The organism is Variovorax paradoxus EPS (assembly GCF_000184745.1).
Lineage (GTDB): Bacteria > Pseudomonadota > Gammaproteobacteria > Burkholderiales > Burkholderiaceae_C > Variovorax > Variovorax paradoxus_C.
This window is the reverse complement of sequence record NC_014931.1, coordinates 2,750,947-2,767,425: the sequence shown is the minus strand read 5'-3', so window position 1 is coordinate 2,767,425 and position 16,479 is coordinate 2,750,947. Positions and strand designations below refer to the sequence as shown.

The 16,479-nt window shown below is 64.7% G+C and carries 18 protein-coding genes; 11 read left to right on the top strand and 7 right to left on the bottom strand.

The genetic code is table 11. The annotated features are described in order from the left end of the window. Nucleotides 1-36 precede the first annotated feature (36 nt). The 4 genes from ilvC to VARPA_RS12780 all read right to left on the bottom strand — a co-directional run bounded on the left by ilvC (nucleotide 37) and on the right by VARPA_RS12780 (nucleotide 3,819). Nucleotides 37-1,053 carry a ketol-acid reductoisomerase gene (gene ilvC / locus VARPA_RS12795; protein ID WP_013540985.1) on the bottom strand — a complete coding sequence of 339 codons (1,017 nt, stop codon included), beginning with the start codon at nucleotides 1,051-1,053 and terminating at the stop codon, nucleotides 37-39. Between the two features lie 54 nt (nucleotides 1,054-1,107). Beyond that, the gene (locus VARPA_RS12790; protein ID WP_013540984.1) at nucleotides 1,108-1,380 is read right to left on the bottom strand and encodes a DUF4282 domain-containing protein; all 273 of its coding nucleotides are present in this window, start codon (nucleotides 1,378-1,380) and stop codon (nucleotides 1,108-1,110) included. A 56-nt stretch (nucleotides 1,381-1,436) separates the two neighbouring features. Next, entirely contained in the window at nucleotides 1,437-1,928 is a 492-nt protein-coding gene (gene ilvN, locus VARPA_RS12785) for an acetolactate synthase small subunit (protein ID WP_013540983.1), read from the bottom strand. Nucleotides 1,929-2,034: 106 nt separating this feature from the next. After that, nucleotides 2,035-3,819: an acetolactate synthase 3 catalytic subunit gene (locus VARPA_RS12780; RefSeq protein ID WP_013540982.1), complete on the bottom strand. Its 1,785-nt coding sequence runs from the start codon at nucleotides 3,817-3,819 to the stop codon at nucleotides 2,035-2,037. Nucleotides 3,820-4,104: 285 nt separating this feature from the next. Between VARPA_RS12780 and VARPA_RS12775 the strand changes: the two genes are divergently transcribed. The 6 genes from VARPA_RS12775 to VARPA_RS12750 are packed head-to-tail and all read left to right on the top strand — an operon-like array spanning nucleotide 4,105 to nucleotide 7,551. After that, entirely contained in the window at nucleotides 4,105-4,671 is a 567-nt protein-coding gene (locus tag VARPA_RS12775) for an RNA polymerase sigma factor (RefSeq protein WP_013540981.1), read from the top strand. Continuing rightward, nucleotides 4,668-5,090 (top strand): DUF3619 family protein, encoded by a 423-nt coding sequence (locus tag VARPA_RS12770; protein WP_013540980.1) that lies wholly within the window; start codon nucleotides 4,668-4,670, stop codon nucleotides 5,088-5,090. The genes VARPA_RS12775 and VARPA_RS12770 overlap by 4 nt, the downstream gene beginning before the upstream one ends. A 14-nt stretch (nucleotides 5,091-5,104) precedes the next feature. Continuing rightward, on the top strand, nucleotides 5,105-5,941 hold the full coding sequence (locus VARPA_RS12765) for a DUF3106 domain-containing protein (RefSeq protein ID WP_013540979.1): 837 nt from the start codon (nucleotides 5,105-5,107) through the stop codon (nucleotides 5,939-5,941). A gap of 17 nt (nucleotides 5,942-5,958) precedes the next feature. Continuing rightward, a complete protein-coding gene (locus VARPA_RS12760; RefSeq protein WP_013540978.1) occupies nucleotides 5,959-6,525 on the top strand; it encodes an RDD family protein in 567 nt (188 codons plus the stop codon). Continuing rightward, nucleotides 6,522-6,929, top strand: a complete 408-nt coding sequence (locus VARPA_RS12755; RefSeq protein ID WP_013540977.1) for a diacylglycerol kinase — start codon at nucleotides 6,522-6,524, stop codon at nucleotides 6,927-6,929. The genes VARPA_RS12760 and VARPA_RS12755 overlap by 4 nt, the downstream gene beginning before the upstream one ends. A 31-nt stretch (nucleotides 6,930-6,960) precedes the next feature. Beyond that, nucleotides 6,961-7,551 carry a TIGR00730 family Rossman fold protein gene (locus VARPA_RS12750; RefSeq protein WP_013540976.1) on the top strand — a complete coding sequence of 197 codons (591 nt, stop codon included), beginning with the start codon at nucleotides 6,961-6,963 and terminating at the stop codon, nucleotides 7,549-7,551. A gap of 46 nt (nucleotides 7,552-7,597) precedes the next feature. Here VARPA_RS12750 and VARPA_RS12745 read toward each other — a convergent pair whose 3' ends face one another. Both VARPA_RS12745 and VARPA_RS12740 read right to left on the bottom strand, forming a co-directional pair. Next, a complete protein-coding gene (locus VARPA_RS12745; protein WP_013540975.1) occupies nucleotides 7,598-7,936 on the bottom strand; it encodes a P-II family nitrogen regulator in 339 nt (112 codons plus the stop codon). Next, a complete protein-coding gene (locus tag VARPA_RS12740) occupies nucleotides 7,933-9,630 on the bottom strand; it encodes an NAD+ synthase (protein ID WP_013540974.1) in 1,698 nt (565 codons plus the stop codon). Before VARPA_RS12740 ends, VARPA_RS12745 begins: the two co-directional genes overlap by 4 nt. 19 nt (nucleotides 9,631-9,649) lie before the next feature. Here VARPA_RS12740 and VARPA_RS12735 point away from each other — a divergent pair, with 19 nt between their 5' ends. Next, a complete protein-coding gene (locus VARPA_RS12735) occupies nucleotides 9,650-10,870 on the top strand; it encodes a GNAT family N-acetyltransferase (protein ID WP_013540973.1) in 1,221 nt (406 codons plus the stop codon). A gap of 351 nt (nucleotides 10,871-11,221) precedes the next feature. Next, complete coding sequence (locus VARPA_RS30180; protein WP_013540972.1) at nucleotides 11,222-11,413, top strand: hypothetical protein; 192 nt, start codon at nucleotides 11,222-11,224, stop codon at nucleotides 11,411-11,413. A 9-nt stretch (nucleotides 11,414-11,422) separates the two neighbouring features. Here the strand turns inward: VARPA_RS30180 and ppa are convergent, their stop codons facing one another. After that, nucleotides 11,423-11,950, bottom strand: a complete 528-nt coding sequence (ppa, locus tag VARPA_RS12725) for an inorganic diphosphatase (RefSeq protein WP_013540971.1) — start codon at nucleotides 11,948-11,950, stop codon at nucleotides 11,423-11,425. A gap of 254 nt (nucleotides 11,951-12,204) precedes the next feature. Between ppa and VARPA_RS12720 the strand changes: the two genes are divergently transcribed. The 3 genes from VARPA_RS12720 (at nucleotide 12,205) to VARPA_RS12710 (ending at nucleotide 16,426) form a co-directional block, all read left to right on the top strand. Next, the gene (locus VARPA_RS12720) at nucleotides 12,205-14,724 is read left to right on the top strand and encodes a sodium-translocating pyrophosphatase (protein ID WP_013540970.1); all 2,520 of its coding nucleotides are present in this window, start codon (nucleotides 12,205-12,207) and stop codon (nucleotides 14,722-14,724) included. Between the two features lies 1 nt (nucleotide 14,725). Further along, on the top strand, nucleotides 14,726-15,094 hold the full coding sequence (locus tag VARPA_RS12715) for a nuclear transport factor 2 family protein (RefSeq protein ID WP_013540969.1): 369 nt from the start codon (nucleotides 14,726-14,728) through the stop codon (nucleotides 15,092-15,094). Between the two features lie 198 nt (nucleotides 15,095-15,292). Next, nucleotides 15,293-16,426, top strand: coding sequence for a saccharopine dehydrogenase family protein (locus VARPA_RS12710; protein WP_013540968.1), 1,134 nt, complete (start codon nucleotides 15,293-15,295; stop codon nucleotides 16,424-16,426). The last annotated feature ends 53 nt before the right edge of the window (nucleotides 16,427-16,479 follow it).

Genomic DNA, 16,479 nt, shown 5'->3' with positions numbered 1-16,479 from the left:
GAAAAGAGTGCCGAAGCACCCTTTCTGGTTCGCGGATCAGTTGCGGGTCTGGTCGACCAGCTTGTTCTTCTTGATCCAGGGCATCATCGCGCGCAGCTTTTCGCCGACGACTTCGATCTGATGCTCTGCGTTCAGGCGACGGCGGCTGATCAGCGCAGGCTGGCCGGCAGCGGCTTCGAGCACGAAGCTCTTGGCGTATTCGCCAGTCTGGATGTCCTTGAGCACTTGCTTCATGACCTTCTTGGTCTCGTCGGTCACGATGCGCGGGCCCGTGACGTACTCGCCGTATTCGGCGTTGTTCGAGATCGAGTAGTTCATGTTGGCGATGCCGCCTTCATAGATCAGGTCGACGATCAGCTTGAGCTCGTGCAGGCATTCGAAGTACGCCATTTCGGGCGCGTAGCCGGCTTCCACCAGCGTTTCGAAACCAGCCTTGATCAACTCGACCGTGCCGCCGCACAGAACCGCTTGTTCGCCGAACAGGTCGGTCTCGGTTTCTTCGCGGAAGTTGGTCTCGATGATGCCGGCCTTGCCGCCGCCGTTGGCGGTGGCGTAGCTCAGCGCGAGGTCACGCGCCTTGCCGGTCTTGTCCTGGTGCACAGCCACGAGGTGGGGCACGCCGCCGCCTTGGGTGTAGGTGCTGCGCACGGTGTGGCCGGGGGCCTTGGGGGCGACCATCCACACGTCCAGGTCGGCGCGCGGCTGCACGAAACCGTAGTGCACGTTGAAGCCGTGCGCGAAGACGAGCGAGGCGCCTTCCTTGATGTGCGGGGCCACGTCGTTCTTGTAGACGTTGGCGATCTGCTCGTCGGGCAGCAGGATCATGACGACGTCGGCGGACTTCACCGCGTCGGCCACTTCGGCGACCTGCAGGCCGGCCTTGCCGACCTTGTCCCACGAAGCGCCACCCTTGCGCAGGCCGACCACGACCTTGACGCCGCTGTCGTTCAGGTTCTGCGCGTGCGCATGACCTTGCGACCCGTAACCGATGATTGCGACCGTCTTGCCCTTGATGAGGCTGAGGTCGGCGTCCTTGTCGTAGTAAACCTTCATGATGCGTCTTTCCTAATTAATCTCGAGCACCCCCTCAAGCGGGGGTGCGTTCACTCACAGTTGGCCGGAGGGATTCCGGTCCTTCATTTGCTGGTTGATGGACACGAGGTTGTCGTGAATGCGGAACAGCAGGATCAGCAATTCGCTATAGACGCGAACCATGATCGCGCCGAAAACCAAAATGGCGAGGCCGGTTAGAACCCCTCGCAGGCCGCCGCTGAAAAGCGTTGCGACCCCGGTAATCAAGACCACCAGCAGTCCGAGAAAATAGACTATCCGGATGATGATGGGGGTCACCATTTTGTCGAAGCCCAACAACTGTTGCATTACCTTCTCCTCATGTCGTGTTTGATAAACGATGGAACTGAGGGGATCTTCACCCCCTACACGCGCAGGATGCGCTCGCCGCGCCCGATGCCGCTGGCACCGGTGCGGACAGTCTCGAGGATAGCGCTACGGTCGATCGCTTCCAAAAAAGCGTCGTTTTTGCCGTGATCGCCGGTGAGTTCGATGGTGTAGCTCTTGTCGGTGACGTCGATGATGCGGCCGCGAAAAATCTCCGCCATGCGCATCATTTCTTCCCGCTCCTTGCCCACCGCCCGCACCTTCACCATCATGAGCTCGCGCTCGGTGTAGGCGCCTTCGGTCAGATCGACAACCTTCACGACTTCGATCAAGCGGTTCAAGTGCTTGGTGATCTGCTCGATCACGTCGTCCGAACCAGTCGTGACGATGGTCATGCGCGAGAGGCTGGCGTCCTCGGTCGGCGCGACAGTCAGCGATTCGATGTTGTAGCCACGGGCCGAGAACAGGCCCACCACGCGGGAAAGAGCACCCGGCTCGTTTTCCAGCAGCACTGCAATGATGTGTTTCATGTTTGCGTGACTCCTCTTTTCGCCGCCCTCCCCCACGCACGGTAATGCGCAGGCTTGGCGGGCAATAGATTCGTCAGTAAAGAGTTAAAAGCGAATGCGCCGCAGATCAGAGATCTTCGGAACCCAACAGCATCTCGGTGATGCCCATGCCGGCCTTCACCATCGGGAACACGTTCTCGGTGGGGTCGGTGCGGAAGTCCATGAACACCGTGCGGTCCTTGAGCTTGCGCGCTTCACGCAGCGCGGGCTCCACGTCTTGTGGACGCTCGATCAGCATGCCGACGTGGCCATAGGCCTCGGCCAGCTTCACGAAGTTCGGCAGCGCATCCATGTAGCTGTGGCTGTAACGGCCGGAGTATTCGATCTCCTGCCACTGGCGCACCATGCCCAGGTAGCGATTGTTGAGCGAGCAGATCTTGATCGGCGTGTTGTATTGCAGGCAGGTGGAGAGTTCCTGGATGCACATCTGCACCGAGCCTTCGCCGGTGATGGTGAACACTTCCGAATCGGGCTTCGCCAGCTTGATACCCATGGCATAGGGAATGCCCACGCCCATGGTGCCCAGGCCGCCCGAGTTGATCCAGCGGCGCGGCTCGTCGAAGCGGTAATACTGGGCGGCCCACATCTGGTGCTGCCCCACGTCCGACGTGATGTACGCGTCGGCGTCCTTGGTCATGTTCCAGAGCGTCTCGACCACATACTGCGGCTTGATCACGTCCTTGTTGCCGCGGTCATACTTGAGACAGTCGCGCGAACGCCAGGCCTCGATGGTCTTCCACCAGTCGGCCAGCGCGCCGGCGTCGGGCTTGGTGGTGCTCTCGCGGATCATCGAGATCAGCTCGGTGAGCACGTCCTTCACGTCGCCGACGATCGGGATGTCGACCTTCACGCGCTTGGAGATGCTCGACGGGTCGATGTCGACGTGGATGATCTTGCGTTCGTTCGTCGCGAAGTGCTTCGGGTTGCCAATCACGCGGTCGTCGAATCGCGCACCCACGGCCAGCAGCACGTCGCAGTTCTGCATCGCGTTGTTGGCTTCGATCGTGCCGTGCATGCCCAGCATGCCGAGGAACTTGCGATCGCTCGCCGGGTAAGCACCCAGGCCCATCAGCGTGTTGGTGACCGGATAGCCGAGCATGTCGACCAACGTGCGCAGTTCGTTGCACGCATTGCCCAACAGGACGCCGCCGCCCGTGTAGATATACGGGCGCTTCGCAGCCAGCAAAAGCTGAAGCGCCTTGCGGATCTGGCCGCCGTGGCCCTTGCGCACCGGGTTGTACGAGCGCATCTCGACCTTGTCGGGATAGCCGGCGTAGGGCGTCTTCTTGAAGGAAACGTCCTTGGGCACGTCCACCACCACGGGGCCGGGACGGCCACTGCGCGCGATGTGGAAGGCCTTCTTCATCGTCATGGCCAGATCCTTGGGATCCTTGACGAGGAAGTTGTGCTTGACGATGGGGCGGGTGATGCCGACCGTGTCGCATTCCTGGAAGGCATCGAGGCCAATGGCAGCGGTGGGTACCTGGCCCGAGATGATCACCATCGGGATGGAGTCCATGTACGCCGTGGCGATGCCGGTGACCGCGTTGGTCAGGCCGGGACCCGAGGTGACCAGTGCCACGCCGACTTCGCCGGTGGCGCGTGCATAGCCGTCGGCCGCGTGCACGGCTGCCTGCTCGTGGCGCACCAGAACGTGCTGGATGGTGTCTTGCTTGTAGAACGCGTCGTAGATGTACAGAACCGCGCCGCCAGGGTAGCCCCAGATGTACTGGACGCCTTCGGCCTGCAGTGCCTTGACCAGCACTTCAGCGCCCATGAGTTCTTGCGTTGGGTTGCCGGCGCCAGAAGACGCGGCTGCTGCGGAGATGATCTCCGCCTTCGAGATTTCCATGATCAACCTTTGTGTTTTTTCGGGAACGAAAAACCTTGGGTGCCCCTTGCCAACCCTTGTGGGGTCGCGCCAGGACTTGAGGCCATAGCCATGAGCGGACTGATGTTCCGCCGGACCTTGACCCGTTTGCCTTTTGACTTGCAGCGCGGATTATGACATTACCCGGCGGTTCAGATTCGCTTCAGGTGGCTTGTAAAGGCATCGGGGCATAATCCGCGGCGGAAAACATAAGCGTTCGCTAGACATCCCCTCCCACGCGGCGCGCCTTTGCGCGCCCCCTCTCGCTTGGCCACTGAACAAGAACTCTCCGACTTCCTGAAAAGCGTCGAACGACGCGCTTTCAAGCGCTCGGTCTACCACGTGCGGGACGAAGAAGCGGCGCTCGACATCGTGCAGGACAGCATGATGAAGCTGGCGCAGCACTATGGCGACAAGCCGGCCAACGAACTGCCGATGCTGTTCCAGCGCATCCTGTCGAACTGCACGCTCGACTGGTTCCGCCGCCAGAAAACCCGCCGCGCGCTGTTCTCGAATCTGAGCGATTTCGACTCGGTCGACGACGACGGAGATTTCGATCTTCTGGAGAACTTCGTCTCGCCAACAGACTCCAGAGAAACGGAAAGCGCCGAAGACACCACCCGCCGCGCCCAGGTCTTCCACGAGATCGAGGAACAGATCGCTGCATTGCCCGGCCGTCAACGCGAGGCTTTCCTGATGCGTTACTGGGAGGAAATGGACGTCGCAGAGACGGCCGCTGCGATGGGCTGCTCCGAGGGCAGCGTCAAAACCCATTGCTCGCGAGCCGTCCACGCTCTGAGCAAGGCGCTCAAGGCCAAGGGAATATCGCTATGAACACTAAGGTTCCAACTTCTTTTAACGCCGCCGAAGATCAGTTCGGTCAGCGCCTGGCTGCCCGGCTCTCCGACGGCAACCAAGAGCTCTCGCACGACATCGGCGAACGGTTGCGCGTTGCGCGTGCGCAGGCCGTGGCCGCACGCAAGCAAGCACCGCAATTGCGAACTGCGCCGGAAGTGGTGCAGTCCGGCCACGCGCTCACGCTCGGCGGTGGCTGGTGGACCCGCATCGGGTCGGTGGTTCCGTTGATTGCCCTCGTGGCCGGCCTCATCACCATCAGCGTGATGCAGGACGACGACCGCGTCAGCGAGCTGGCCGAAGTTGACTCCGCCCTCCTCACCGGCGACCTGCCCCCGGCCGCCTACACCGACCCGGGCTTCGCCCAATTCCTGAAGGCCGACGGCGCCTCCGACTGACCCTCCCCGACCGAATGCGACGCCGTTCCAATTCCAGCGCGAACACCCCCCGTCTCTTGCGCCCGCTCACGGCGGGCGCATCCGTTTGGGCGGGCGCGCTCGCCGTCGCGGCCTTCAGCCTGACGCTTGCCTCCGCCCAGCCGCCCTCCGAGGTCAACAAGGCTGGACAGACAGGTGTTGCAAACTCCGCGGCAGCCGGCGCCATCAAGACAGTTCCTGCAACCAAGCCGCTCTGGAGCGAGCTCACCGCCGAACAGCAACTGGCCCTCAAGCCCCTGGTCTCGCACTGGACCACGATGAACACCGGGCAAAAACGCAAGTGGCTGGCACTGTCACGAAACTTCGCGACCATGTCGACGGATGATCAAGTCACCCTGCACAGCCGCATGATCGAGTGGGCCGCCCTGAGCAATCAGCAGCGGGCCCAGGCGCGCCTGAACTTCGCCGAGGTCAAACGCCTGCCGGCCGACGAGCGCAAGGCCAAGTGGGAGCAATACCAGGCCTTGAGCGAGGAAGAAAAGCGCAAGCTCGCCGAGCGCGCACCGGCCAAGCCGCGCGGTGCGGCCATTCCCGTGCGCCCCGTCTCGTCGCAAAAGCTCGTACCGGTGCCCGCCGTCACGCCGCCCGGCCAACACACGCCCAGGATCGTTTTGGCACCGCCGACCCCATCGTCCATGCCCGCCGCGGCCATCCTTGTGACGACCCCGTTGGAGCGGATGCCTGCTGCCACGAGCACTGCGCCTGCCGCGGCGCCAGCTACCGCCAACGTCACATCGCCGCCGGTTCCCGCCGAGGCTCAGGTCCCGGCGCCGACGCCTGCGGCGGCCGAGCAGCTTCCCTCCGCTCCCTGATACCAAGCAAGGCTTCGATGGTTTCCAGTTCTCCCGAGGCGTCGGGGCCCGATCAGCCTGCCTCGCCCGACGCACCGGCAAACGGCGCTCTTGCTTCGACGGTTCCCGGCCTGTGGCGCCGGATGGCCTGCTGGCTCTACGAAGGCATGCTGCTGTTCGCGGTCGTGTTCGTCTCGGGTTGGCTGTTCAGCACGCTGGGCCAGATGCGCGACGCCATGGATTCGCGCCGACACCTGTTCCAGGCGTTCCTCTTCGTGGTGTTCGGCGTGTACTTCGTCTGGTTCTGGGCCAAGGGCCAAACGCTCGCGATGAAGACCTGGAACATCCGCATCGTCGACATCCACGGCCAGCCCGTCAGCCAGCGCCGAGCTTTGGCTCGCTACCTCCTGAGCTGGATCTGGTTCCTGCCGCCACTCGCCGCGATCGCGCCTTTCAAGCTGTCTGGCGGCGAATCGACCGTCCTGATCTTCGGCTGGGTCGCTGTCTGGGCGGTTCTCGCCCGTTTTCACCCTGAGCGCCAGTTCTGGCACGACGCCTGGGCCGGTACGCGGCTCATCACCTCCAAGCCCATGAGCCGCCGATGAGTGCCCTGCCCGAGCTTCCCGACCCCGCCGTCAATCCACAAAAGGCCCGCAAGGGCTTCGAGCGCGTCTTTCATGCCACGCTGATCTCGCTGCACGGGCTTCGCGCCGGCTGGAGCGAACCCGCCTTCCGGCAGGAAGCGATCCTGTCGATCGTGATGATCCCGGCCGCTTTCTGGCTCGGCCGCAGCTGGGTCGAGGTGGCACTGCTTGCCGGCAGCGCCATCCTGGTGATGATCGTGGAGTTGCTCAATACCGCCGTCGAGGCCGCCATCGACCGCATCGGCCCCGAATGGCACGACCTCTCCAAGCGCGCCAAGGACATGGGCAGCGCCGCGGTTTTGCTGTCGCTCACGCTGTGCAGCGGCATCTGGGCGGCGGCATTGTGGACGCGCTTCGTGTCATGAGCTGGCCAGCGTCCCGAGGCATGATGGCGGGATGAATCCTGAATTTTCGATCTGTGTGTATTGCGGCTCGCGTCCTGGCGAGCGCCCCGAGTTTTCCGAGGCGGCCAAGGCTGTCGGCCAGTGGATTGGCCAGCATGGCGGCCAACTGGTCTACGGTGGCGGCCGCACCGGCCTGATGGGCACGGTGGCCGAAGCCACCCGTCTGGCCGGCGGTCGCGTCGTCGGCATCATCCCCAAGGCCCTCGTCGACAAGGAACTGGCCAACCCCCTCTGCGACGAACTGCACGTGGTGGACACCATGCACGAGCGCAAGGCGATGATGGGCGAGCGTGCCGATGCCTTCATCGCCCTGCCGGGGGGAATCGGCACCTTCGAGGAACTGTTCGAGATCTGGACCTGGCGCCAGCTCGGCTATCACGACAAGCCGACCGGCATTCTCAACACCGCTGGCTACTACGACGGCCTGCTGGGCTTCCTCGCGCACAGCGTGCGGGAAGGCTTCATGGGCGACTGGCAGATGACGCTGATCCGCACCGGCACCGACGCCACCGAACTGCTCACGGCACTGCGCGCCGAAGTGCCGCTGCATCCACGCGAAGACAGGCTGTCGGAAAACCTCTGACGCCCGTCTCGAAAGAAAAAGCCCCGGTCAACGGGGCTTTTTTGCTTCAGACGGCGTTCTCGTTTTCTTCGCCGGTACGGATGCGCACGATGCGCTCCACGGCGGTCACGAAGATCTTGCCGTCGCCGATCTTCCCGGTGCGCGCCGAATTGACGATGGCCTCGATGCAGCGCTCCACGTCGCCCTCGTTGACGACCACTTCGACCTTCATCTTGGGCAGGAAGTCGACCACGTATTCGGCGCCGCGGTAGAGCTCGGTATGGCCCTTCTGACGGCCGAAGCCCTTGACCTCGGTCACGGTCAGGCCGGTAACGCCCACTTCGGCCAAGGCCTCGCGCACGTCCTCGAGCTTGAAGGGTTTGACGATGGCGGTGATCTGCTTCATGGTTTTCGTGCTCCGGCGGTTTCGTTGAATTTGCTGGTGATAGGGTAACGCCAATCCTTGCCGAAGCTTCGGTGGGTGACCCGGATTCCTACTGGCGCCTGGCGCCGTTTGTATTCATTGACCTTGATGAGCCGCGCGACCCGCTCGACCACCGCGCGTTCGTAGCCCGCGGCAATGATCTCGTCGATGCCCTCGTCGTCCTGCATGTAGCGTGCCAGGATGCCGTCGAGGATGTCGTAGGGCGGCAGGCTGTCCTGGTCGGTCTGATCGGGCCGAAGCTCGGCGCTCGGGGGGCGCGTGATGATCCGATCGGGGATCGGCGCGGCGCCGGTGCCGTACGGGTCATGGGCGTTGCGCCAGCGCGCGAGCGCGAACACCGTGGTCTTGAGCAGGTCCTTGATGACCGCGAAACCGCCCGCCATGTCGCCATAGAGCGTGCAGTAGCCGGTGGCCATTTCGCTCTTGTTGCCGGTGGTGAGCACGATGGACCCGAACTTGTTCGACAAGGCCATCAGCAGCGTGCCGCGGATGCGGGCCTGGATGTTTTCCTCAGCCGTGTCTTCGGGGCGGTCCTTGAATTCCTCGGCCAAGGCACCCTTGAAGGACTCGAAGGTGTGCTTGATCGATATCTCGTCGTAGCGCACGCCCAGGCGGTTCGCCATCTCGCGCGCATCGATCCAGCTGATGTCGGCCGTGTAAGGCGAAGGCATCATCACCGCGCGCACCTTGTCCTTGCCGAGTGCATCGACCGCAATGGCGAGCACCAATGCGGAGTCGATGCCACCCGAGAGCCCCAGGATGGCGCTCGGGAAGCCGTTCTTGCCGATGTAGTCGCGCACGCCGAGCACCAGGGCGTCCCACAGTTGCGCTTCGGCGTCGCGCGGGGCGGCCACCGCACCGGGCTCGACTACGAAGCCGACGCCACCTTCAGGTGTTCGCTCCAACTGCGCGAAGACCAACTTCTCCTGGAAGCTCTCGACCTGCATCGCGAGTGCGCCGCCCGCCTGCAGCGCGAAGGAGGCGCCGTCGAACACCACCTCGTCCTGCCCACCGACCAGGTGCGCGTAGACCAACGGAAGCCCCACGGCATGTGCCCGGTCGGCCATGCGCGCGACGCGCTCGCCCTCCTTGCCCACGTGATAGGGCGAGGCGTTGATCACGGCGAGCACCTCGGCCCCGGCCGCACGTGCCAGCTCGGCCGGCTGGTCGAACCAGGCGTCCTCGCAGATCAGCAGACCGACGGAAACCCCGCCTGCCTCGAACACGCAGGTGCCCTGCCCCGGCGTGAAATACCGGCGCTCGTCGAACACCTGGTAGTTCGGCAGCTCGCGTTTGGCGTAGGTATCGAGGATGCGGCCTTCCTTGATGACGCTCGCTGCGTTGTGCCGCATCTGCACCGCCACGGAGCGGCTGCGAAGGCTGCCGCCGGTCGGATGCCCCACCACCACGACCATGTCTTTGAGATCGGCGAGCGCAGCGGCAATGCCTTTCACGGCATCATCACAGGCTTCGGTGAAGGCGGGACGCAGGAACAGGTCCTCCGCCGCGTAGCCGGCAATCGAGAGTTCGGGCGTCAGGAGCAGACGCGCACCCTGTGCATGGGATTCGCGTGCGGCATCGACAATCTTTCTTGCGTTGCCGTCGACGTCGCCCACCACAAAATTGAGTTGCGCGATGGCGAGCTTGAGCGTCATACAGAAGGAAGAAAAAGGCTTGAACGATTATGTCATTCGGGTTCTGGCGTCACCGTCGGACGTGAGCCCGAAAGCCTGGAATGCGCTGCTCGCCGCGCAGGCCGAGCCCTCGCCTTTCATGCGCCACGAATACCTCGCGGCGCTGCACGAAAGCGGCAGTGCATCGCCCGCGAGCGGATGGACGGCGCAGTTCGTCACGCTCTGGCGCGGCAAGCAACTCGAAGCCGCCTGCCCGGTCTACGTCAAGGACCATTCCTACGGCGAGTACGTCTTCGACTGGGCCTGGGCCAACGCCTATGAGCAGCACGGGCTTGCTTATTACCCCAAGGCCGTCATCGCCGTGCCGTTCACGCCGGTGCCGGGCTCACGCCTCCTGGCACGCGATGCGCAGAGCCGCACGCTGCTGGTGCAGGCGCTGGTTGCGTGGTGCAAGCAGGAAGGGCTTTCTTCCCTGCACCTGCTGTTCGGCGCCGACGGGGACATCGCCGCATGCACCGAAGCCGGGTTGATGCTGCGCAACACGGTGCAGTTCCATTGGACGAATGCAGTGCCCACGTCGATCCCCGACGTGCCCTCGCTGTCCGACGGGGAGCGTTCCGCCCCGGAGCAGCCCGGCTACCCCGACTTCGACGCTTTTCTCGCCAGCCTCGCCCACGACAAGCGCAAGAAGATCCGCCAAGAGCGCCGCAAGGTCGCCGAGGCCGGCGTGAGCTTCCGCTGGTCCCGTGGCAAGGACATCTCGAAGACCGACTGGGATTTCTTCTACCGCTGCTATGAACGCACCTATCGCGAGCACGGCAACCCGCCTTACCTCACGCGCGATTTCTTCCAGCGCATGGCCGACACCCTGCCCGAGGCCTGGCTGCTGTTCGTCGCCGAGCGCAATGGCAAGCCCATGGCGACCAGCCTGATCGCGCTCTCCACGCAGCCGGACGAACCACTCGTCGCCTACGGCCGCTACTGGGGCGCGCTGGAGCGCGTCGACTGCCTGCACTTCGAGGCCTGCTACTACCAGCCCCTCGCCTGGTGCATCGAGCACGGCGCCCGGCGCTTCGAAGGCGGCGCCCAGGGCGAGCACAAGATGGCGCGCGCGCTGATGCCGGTGAAGACCACCAGCGCCCACTGGCTCGCGCACCCAGCCTTCTCGGACGCGGTCGAGCGCTTTCTCGAGCGCGAGGGGGCCGGCATCGAGAACTACATGGACCATCTGGGCGAGCGCAGCCCGTTCAAGGCCGGCTGAAGCGCAGCCTCTGTCCAAGGGCATAGCGCCTTTGACCGTTTGGCACATCGACGGCGCGCGGCGCCTCTCCTAGCATCCGGACCCGAAAAGTCCCGACTCCGAGGAGAAACCGAATGCGCTCATCGACTCGTCTCGCCCTTGCGGCGCTCTGCCTCACAAGTGCCGGCCTCGCCTCGGCCGCAAGCTTCGATTGCACCAAGGCCGGCAACGCGACCGAGAAAGCCATCTGCGCCGACCCGGGCCTCTCGCGGCAGGACGAGGCCTTGGCCGCGCTCTACCAGCGCCAACTCGAGATGCCCGACACGGGCCAATGGGCGGTTCTCCTTCGGCGCGACCAGCGCGCGCGGCAGCATGCTGCTGCAGGGCAGGAACGTTCTGGAAGCCGGGCAGCGCCTGAGGGTAGCGGACGGCGGGCGTTGCACCCGCACCTTCCAGTTCGCCGCCGACCGCATCACGGTCGCCGACGGGCCTGAATGCGCACCCGCGCTGAAAGGCGTCTATGTGCGCGATCCGCGCCGCTCGCCGTTCGAATTCGAGAAGTGAAGACCCGGGTTACTTCTTGTACGCGGCGATGCCGTCGATGACTTCCTTCTTGGCCGCATCGATGCCTTCCCAGCCCAGCACCTTGACCCACTTGCCTGCTTCCAGGTCCTTGTAGTGCTCGAAGAAGTGGCTGATGGCCTTCAGGCGCATCGGGTTCACGTCGTCGACCGATTTCCAGTGGCTGTAGATCGGCAGCACCTTGTCGGTGGGCACGGCGAGCACCTTGCCGTCGACGCCGGCTTCGTCTTCCATCATCAGAATGCCCAGGGGGCGGCAGGGCACGACCACACCCGGCAGCAGCGGGTAAGGGGCGATCACCAGCACGTCGACCGGGTCGCCGTCGCCCGACAGGGTCTGCGGCACGTAGCCGTAGTTGGCGGGGTAGTACATGGCCGTCGTCATGAAACGGTCCACGAAGATCGCGCCGGATTCCTTGTCGACTTCGTACTTGATCGGGTCGGCGTTCATCGGGATTTCGATCACGACGTTGAAGGCATCGGGGACGTTCTTGCCGGGGGAGACTTTGTCGAAGGACATGACGTTTTTCGAGTAGTTGAAAAGTATTGGGGAGACCGGGACAAACCCTGAGTTTACTTTCCGTGTCACCGCACGGTCGCACGCACCCGCGTTTTTGCCTGTAAATTGCAACCGTTGGCCAATCGGCTCCGCACCTCGGTGCAGCGAGCTTCGAGGAAGCAACGCGACGGAAAACCTGGGTCCCGTACGCGTTGCGCGCAGGATCCATGCTGTCCGTCTCCACAAGTCACAACGAACGAATGGAGAAGCAAAGCATGATCGGCAACACCCCCCTGATACTCGCCATCGTCTGCGGCCTCGTGGCCGTCGGCTACGGTTTCTGGGCCCGAAGTTGGATTCTCGCCAAGGACCCGGGCAACGCCCGGATGCAGGAAATCGCCGCAGCCATCCAGGCCGGCGCCTCCGCTTACCTCGCCAAGCAATACACCACCATCGCGGTGGTCGGCATCGTCCTGGCGGTGCTCATCGCCCTCTTCCTCGACCTCACCACGGCCGTCGGCTTCGTGGTCGGCGCAGTGCTCTCGGGCGCCTGCGGCTTCATCGGCATGAACGTGTCGGTGCGCGCCAATGTGCGCACGGCACAAGCGGCCACCAAAGGCATTGGCCCGGCGCTGGATGTGGCATTCCGCGGCGGCGCGATCACCGGCATGCTGGTCGTGGGCCTGGGCCTGCTGGGCGTGACCGTCTTCTACTGGTTCCTTGCGGGCAGCGCGCCCAAGTCGGATCACACCCTCGCGGCAATCCTCAACCCGCTGATCGGCTTTGCCTTCGGCTCCTCGCTGATCTCGATCTTCGCGCGGCTGGGCGGCGGCATCTTCACCAAGGGTGCCGACGTCGGCGCCGACCTGGTGGGCAAGGTCGAGGCCGGCATCCCTGAGGACGATCCGCGCAACCCGGCGGTGATTGCCGACAACGTCGGCGACAACGTCGGCGACTGCGCCGGCATGGCGGCCGACCTGTTCGAGACCTACGCGGTGACGCTGATCGCCACCATGGTGCTCGGCGCGCTGATGGTCACCACGGCACCCGGCAACGCGGTGCTGTATCCGCTCGCATTGGGCGGCGTGTCGATCATCGCGTCGATCATCGGCTGCTTCTTCGTGAAGGCTTCGCCGGGCATGGTCAACGTGATGCCGGCGCTCTACAAGGGCCTGGCGGTCGCGGGCGTCCTGTCGCTGATCGCGTTCTGGTTCGTCACGGCCTGGATCATTCCGGACAACGCCATCGCCGCGAGCGGCAGCCAGCTCAAGCTCTTCGGCGCCTGCTTCGTGGGCCTCGCGCTCACCGCCGCGCTGGTGTGGGTCACCGAGTACTACACCGGCACGCAGTACAAGCCCGTGCAGCACATCGCGCAGGCCTCGACCACGGGCCACGGCACGAACATCATCGCGGGCCTGGGCGTCTCGATGCGTTCGACCGCCTGGCCGGTGATCTTCGTCTGCATCGCGATCCTGGCTTCGTACTCGCTGGCCGGCCTGTTCGGCATCGCGGTCGCGGCGACCTCCATGCTGAGCATGGCGGGCATCGTGGTCGCGCTGGACGCGTACGGCCCCATCACCGACAACGCCGGCGGCATCGCCGAGATGAGCGAATTGCCCGACAGCGTGCGCGCCGTGACCGACCCGCTCGACGCGGTCGGCAACACGACCAAGGCCGTGACCAAGGGCTACGCCATCGGCTCGGCCGGCCTTGCCTCGCTGGTGCTCTTTGCCGACTACACCCACAAGCTGGAGAGCTTCGGGCTGAACATCAGCTTCAACCTGAGCGACCCGATGGTGATCGTGGGCCTCTTCATCGGCGGCCTGATTCCCTATCTGTTCGGCGCGATGGCCATGGAAGCCGTGGGCCGCGCGGCCGGTGCGGTGGTCGAAGAAGTGCGCCGCCAGTTCCGCGAGATCCCCGGGATCATGGAAGGCACTGGCAAGCCCGAGTACGGCAAGGCCGTGGGCATGCTGACCGGCGCGGCCATCAAGGAAATGATGATCCCGTCGCTGCTGCCGGTGGTGGTGCCGATTCTTGTCGGCCTGCTGCTCGGGCCGAAGGCGCTGGGCGGCTTGCTGATGGGCACCATCGTCACGGGCCTGTTCGTCGCCATCTCGATGTGCACGGGCGGCGGCGCGTGGGACAACGCCAAGAAGTACATCGAGGACGGCCACCACGGCGGCAAGGGCTCCGAGGCGCACAAGGCGGCCGTCACCGGCGACACCGTGGGCGACCCCTACAAGGACACCGCCGGCCCGGCCGTGAACCCGCTGATCAAGATCATCAACATCGTGGCGCTGCTCATCGTGCCGCTGGTGGTGAAGTTCCATTCCGGCGATGCGGCGGCGATGGCGCCCGCCAAGGTCGAGACGCCACCTGCAGCCACGGCGCCCGCCCCCGCAGCCATGCCCCCCGCCACACCGGCTGCTGCCGTTGCCACGGGCGCCGTGACGGCGGCCGAAGCCGCTGCGGTGAAGGTCGAGAACGGCATCGTGAAGTTCTACTTCGCGAGCGCCAGTTCCGAAGTCGCGCCCAACGCCAAGGAGGCGCTGGCCGATGTCATCAAGGCCGTGCAGAGCGGCAGCACAGTGCTGGTGAGCGGCTACCACGATGCGAGCGGCGACGCGGCCAAGAATGCCGAACTGGCCAAGCAGCGCGCCATGGCCGTGAGCGACGCGCTCAAGGCCGCGGGCGCGCCCGAAGACAAGATCGAGCTGGCCAAGCCCGAGCAGTCGCAGGCCGACGGCCCGCCTTCCGAGGCTCGCCGCGTCGAAGTGAAAGTGAAGTCCTGAGATGCCCACGCCCGCACGGCTCGAAGCCTTCATCGCCGCCGTGGAGGGCGGCGCGCATGCGCAGGTCATCGAGGACTACTACACCGAAGACGCCACCATGCGCGAGAACCAGGCCGAGCCGCGGCGGGGCCGCAGCACGCTGGTCGCGCAGGAAACCGCCGTGCTCGACCGCACCGAGTCGGTGGTGTCCACGTGCGTGCGGCCCGTGCTGGTGAACGGCGACCATGTGGCGATCCACTGGGTCTTCGAGTTCACCTTCAAGGGCGGCAGCCGGATGCGCATGGAAGAAATCGCCTGGCAGCGCTGGGACGGCGAGCGCATCGCCGAAGAGCAGTTCTTCTACGACCCGGCGCAGAGAAAACCAAGCTGAAACGCAACGGCCGCGAGTAAGCCTCGCCGCCCTTTCCGACTGGTGAGCTGCAGCCTCATCTCGGCTTGCGAGTGAATCGTCACATGGCTTCGTCGGAACGGCGAAATGCGCGGCCGCTTCGACGATCTGCGCTCTGGCACCTGCCATCCCGCGCTTTTACATTTTCTTTACAGGGCCGTTTGCCCTGAGGAGAAAGAAATGTCGAAGCTGCATGTGAAGCGTGTTCTGGTTCTGGGCGGCGGCAAGGTCGGCAGCACGGTGGCCGACATGATTGCCCTCTACCACCGCATCCCCGTGACGTTGGCCGATCAGCGCACCGCCAAGCCGTCCAGCGATCCGCTGGTTCGCGAGATCACGCTGAACGTGGAAGACGAAGCGGCGCTCGCCTGCGAACTGGCCTCGCACACCGTGGTCATCAACGCGCTGCCGTTCTTCCTTGCAGCGCGCGTGGCCACGCAGGCTGCGCGGTTGGGCGTGCACTACTTCGACCTCACGGAAGACGTGGCGGCGACCCACGCGATCCGCCTGCTCTCCGGGGAAGCCAGGTCGCTGCTGATGCCGCAAAGCGGGCTGGCGCCGGGCGTGATCGGGATGCTCGGCGGCCACCTTGCCGGGCACTTCGACGAGCTGTACGACCTGCGCCTGCGGGTCGGCGCGCTGACGCGCAACGCGACCAACAGCCTTCGCTACAACTTCACCTGGAGCATCGACGGCGTCATCAACGAGTACTGCAATTCCTGCGATGCGATCGTCAACGGCCAGGTCGTGTCGGTGCAGGCACTCGAAGGCCACGAGACCTTCACGCTCGATGCAGAGGCCTTCGAAGCATTCAACACCTCGGGCGGCCTCGGTACCCTGTGCGAGACGCTGCATGGCAAGGTGCGCAACCTCGACTACAAGACCATCCGCTATCCGGGCCATCGCGAGGCGATGAACTTCCTGCTGCACGACCTGCGCCTGATCGAGCGCCGCGACCTGCTGCGCCAGGTGCTGGAGCACGCCGTGCCGCACAGCCGAGAAGACGTGGTGATCCTGTTCGCGTCGGCCTCGGGTCTGCGCGACGGCCGCTTCGAGCAGGAGACGCGCGTGAGCCGCGTGTTCGGCGCCCCGTTGCGCGGCAAGGACCGCACGGCGATCGAGCTCACGACGGCGGCCGGCGTGGTCGGCGTGTTCGAGCTGCTGCTGCAGGGCAAGCTGCCTGCGCGCGGCTTCGTCGGGCAGGAACAGGCGCCTCTCGAGGAGTTTCTTGCGACGCGCGTGGGCCATTACTACAAGGGGCTCGGCGTGAGCGCCGCTGCCCGTTCCTCAGGCCAGGAACTCGCCGAAGCCTGACGCTTCACGCAGGTCCGCGAAGCGCGACGCACGAGCCCGCTGCAGCCATTGCC

Excerpts from the sequence above, each read along its gene's own strand:
- ilvC (WP_013540985.1), bottom strand. The coding sequence starts at position 1,053 with ATGAAGGTTTACTACGACAAGGACGCCGACCTCAGCCTCATCAAGGGC.
- VARPA_RS12790 (WP_013540984.1), bottom strand. The coding sequence starts at position 1,380 with ATGCAACAGTTGTTGGGCTTCGACAAAATGGTGACCCCCATCATCATC.
- ilvN (WP_013540983.1), bottom strand. The coding sequence starts at position 1,928 with ATGAAACACATCATTGCAGTGCTGCTGGAAAACGAGCCGGGTGCTCTT.
- VARPA_RS12780 (WP_013540982.1), bottom strand. The coding sequence starts at position 3,819 with ATGGAAATCTCGAAGGCGGAGATCATCTCCGCAGCAGCCGCGTCTTCT.
- VARPA_RS12770 (WP_013540980.1), top strand. The coding sequence starts at position 4,668 with ATGAACACTAAGGTTCCAACTTCTTTTAACGCCGCCGAAGATCAGTTC.
- VARPA_RS12765 (WP_013540979.1), top strand. The coding sequence starts at position 5,105 with ATGCGACGCCGTTCCAATTCCAGCGCGAACACCCCCCGTCTCTTGCGC.
- VARPA_RS12760 (WP_013540978.1), top strand. The coding sequence starts at position 5,959 with ATGGTTTCCAGTTCTCCCGAGGCGTCGGGGCCCGATCAGCCTGCCTCG.
- VARPA_RS12755 (WP_013540977.1), top strand. The coding sequence starts at position 6,522 with ATGAGTGCCCTGCCCGAGCTTCCCGACCCCGCCGTCAATCCACAAAAG.
- VARPA_RS12750 (WP_013540976.1), top strand. The coding sequence starts at position 6,961 with ATGAATCCTGAATTTTCGATCTGTGTGTATTGCGGCTCGCGTCCTGGC.
- VARPA_RS12745 (WP_013540975.1), bottom strand. The coding sequence starts at position 7,936 with ATGAAGCAGATCACCGCCATCGTCAAACCCTTCAAGCTCGAGGACGTG.
- VARPA_RS12740 (WP_013540974.1), bottom strand. The coding sequence starts at position 9,630 with ATGACGCTCAAGCTCGCCATCGCGCAACTCAATTTTGTGGTGGGCGAC.
- VARPA_RS30180 (WP_013540972.1), top strand. The coding sequence starts at position 11,222 with ATGCTGCTGCAGGGCAGGAACGTTCTGGAAGCCGGGCAGCGCCTGAGG.
- ppa (WP_013540971.1), bottom strand. The coding sequence starts at position 11,950 with ATGTCCTTCGACAAAGTCTCCCCCGGCAAGAACGTCCCCGATGCCTTC.
- VARPA_RS12720 (WP_013540970.1), top strand. The coding sequence starts at position 12,205 with ATGATCGGCAACACCCCCCTGATACTCGCCATCGTCTGCGGCCTCGTG.
- VARPA_RS12715 (WP_013540969.1), top strand. The coding sequence starts at position 14,726 with ATGCCCACGCCCGCACGGCTCGAAGCCTTCATCGCCGCCGTGGAGGGC.
- VARPA_RS12710 (WP_013540968.1), top strand. The coding sequence starts at position 15,293 with ATGTCGAAGCTGCATGTGAAGCGTGTTCTGGTTCTGGGCGGCGGCAAG.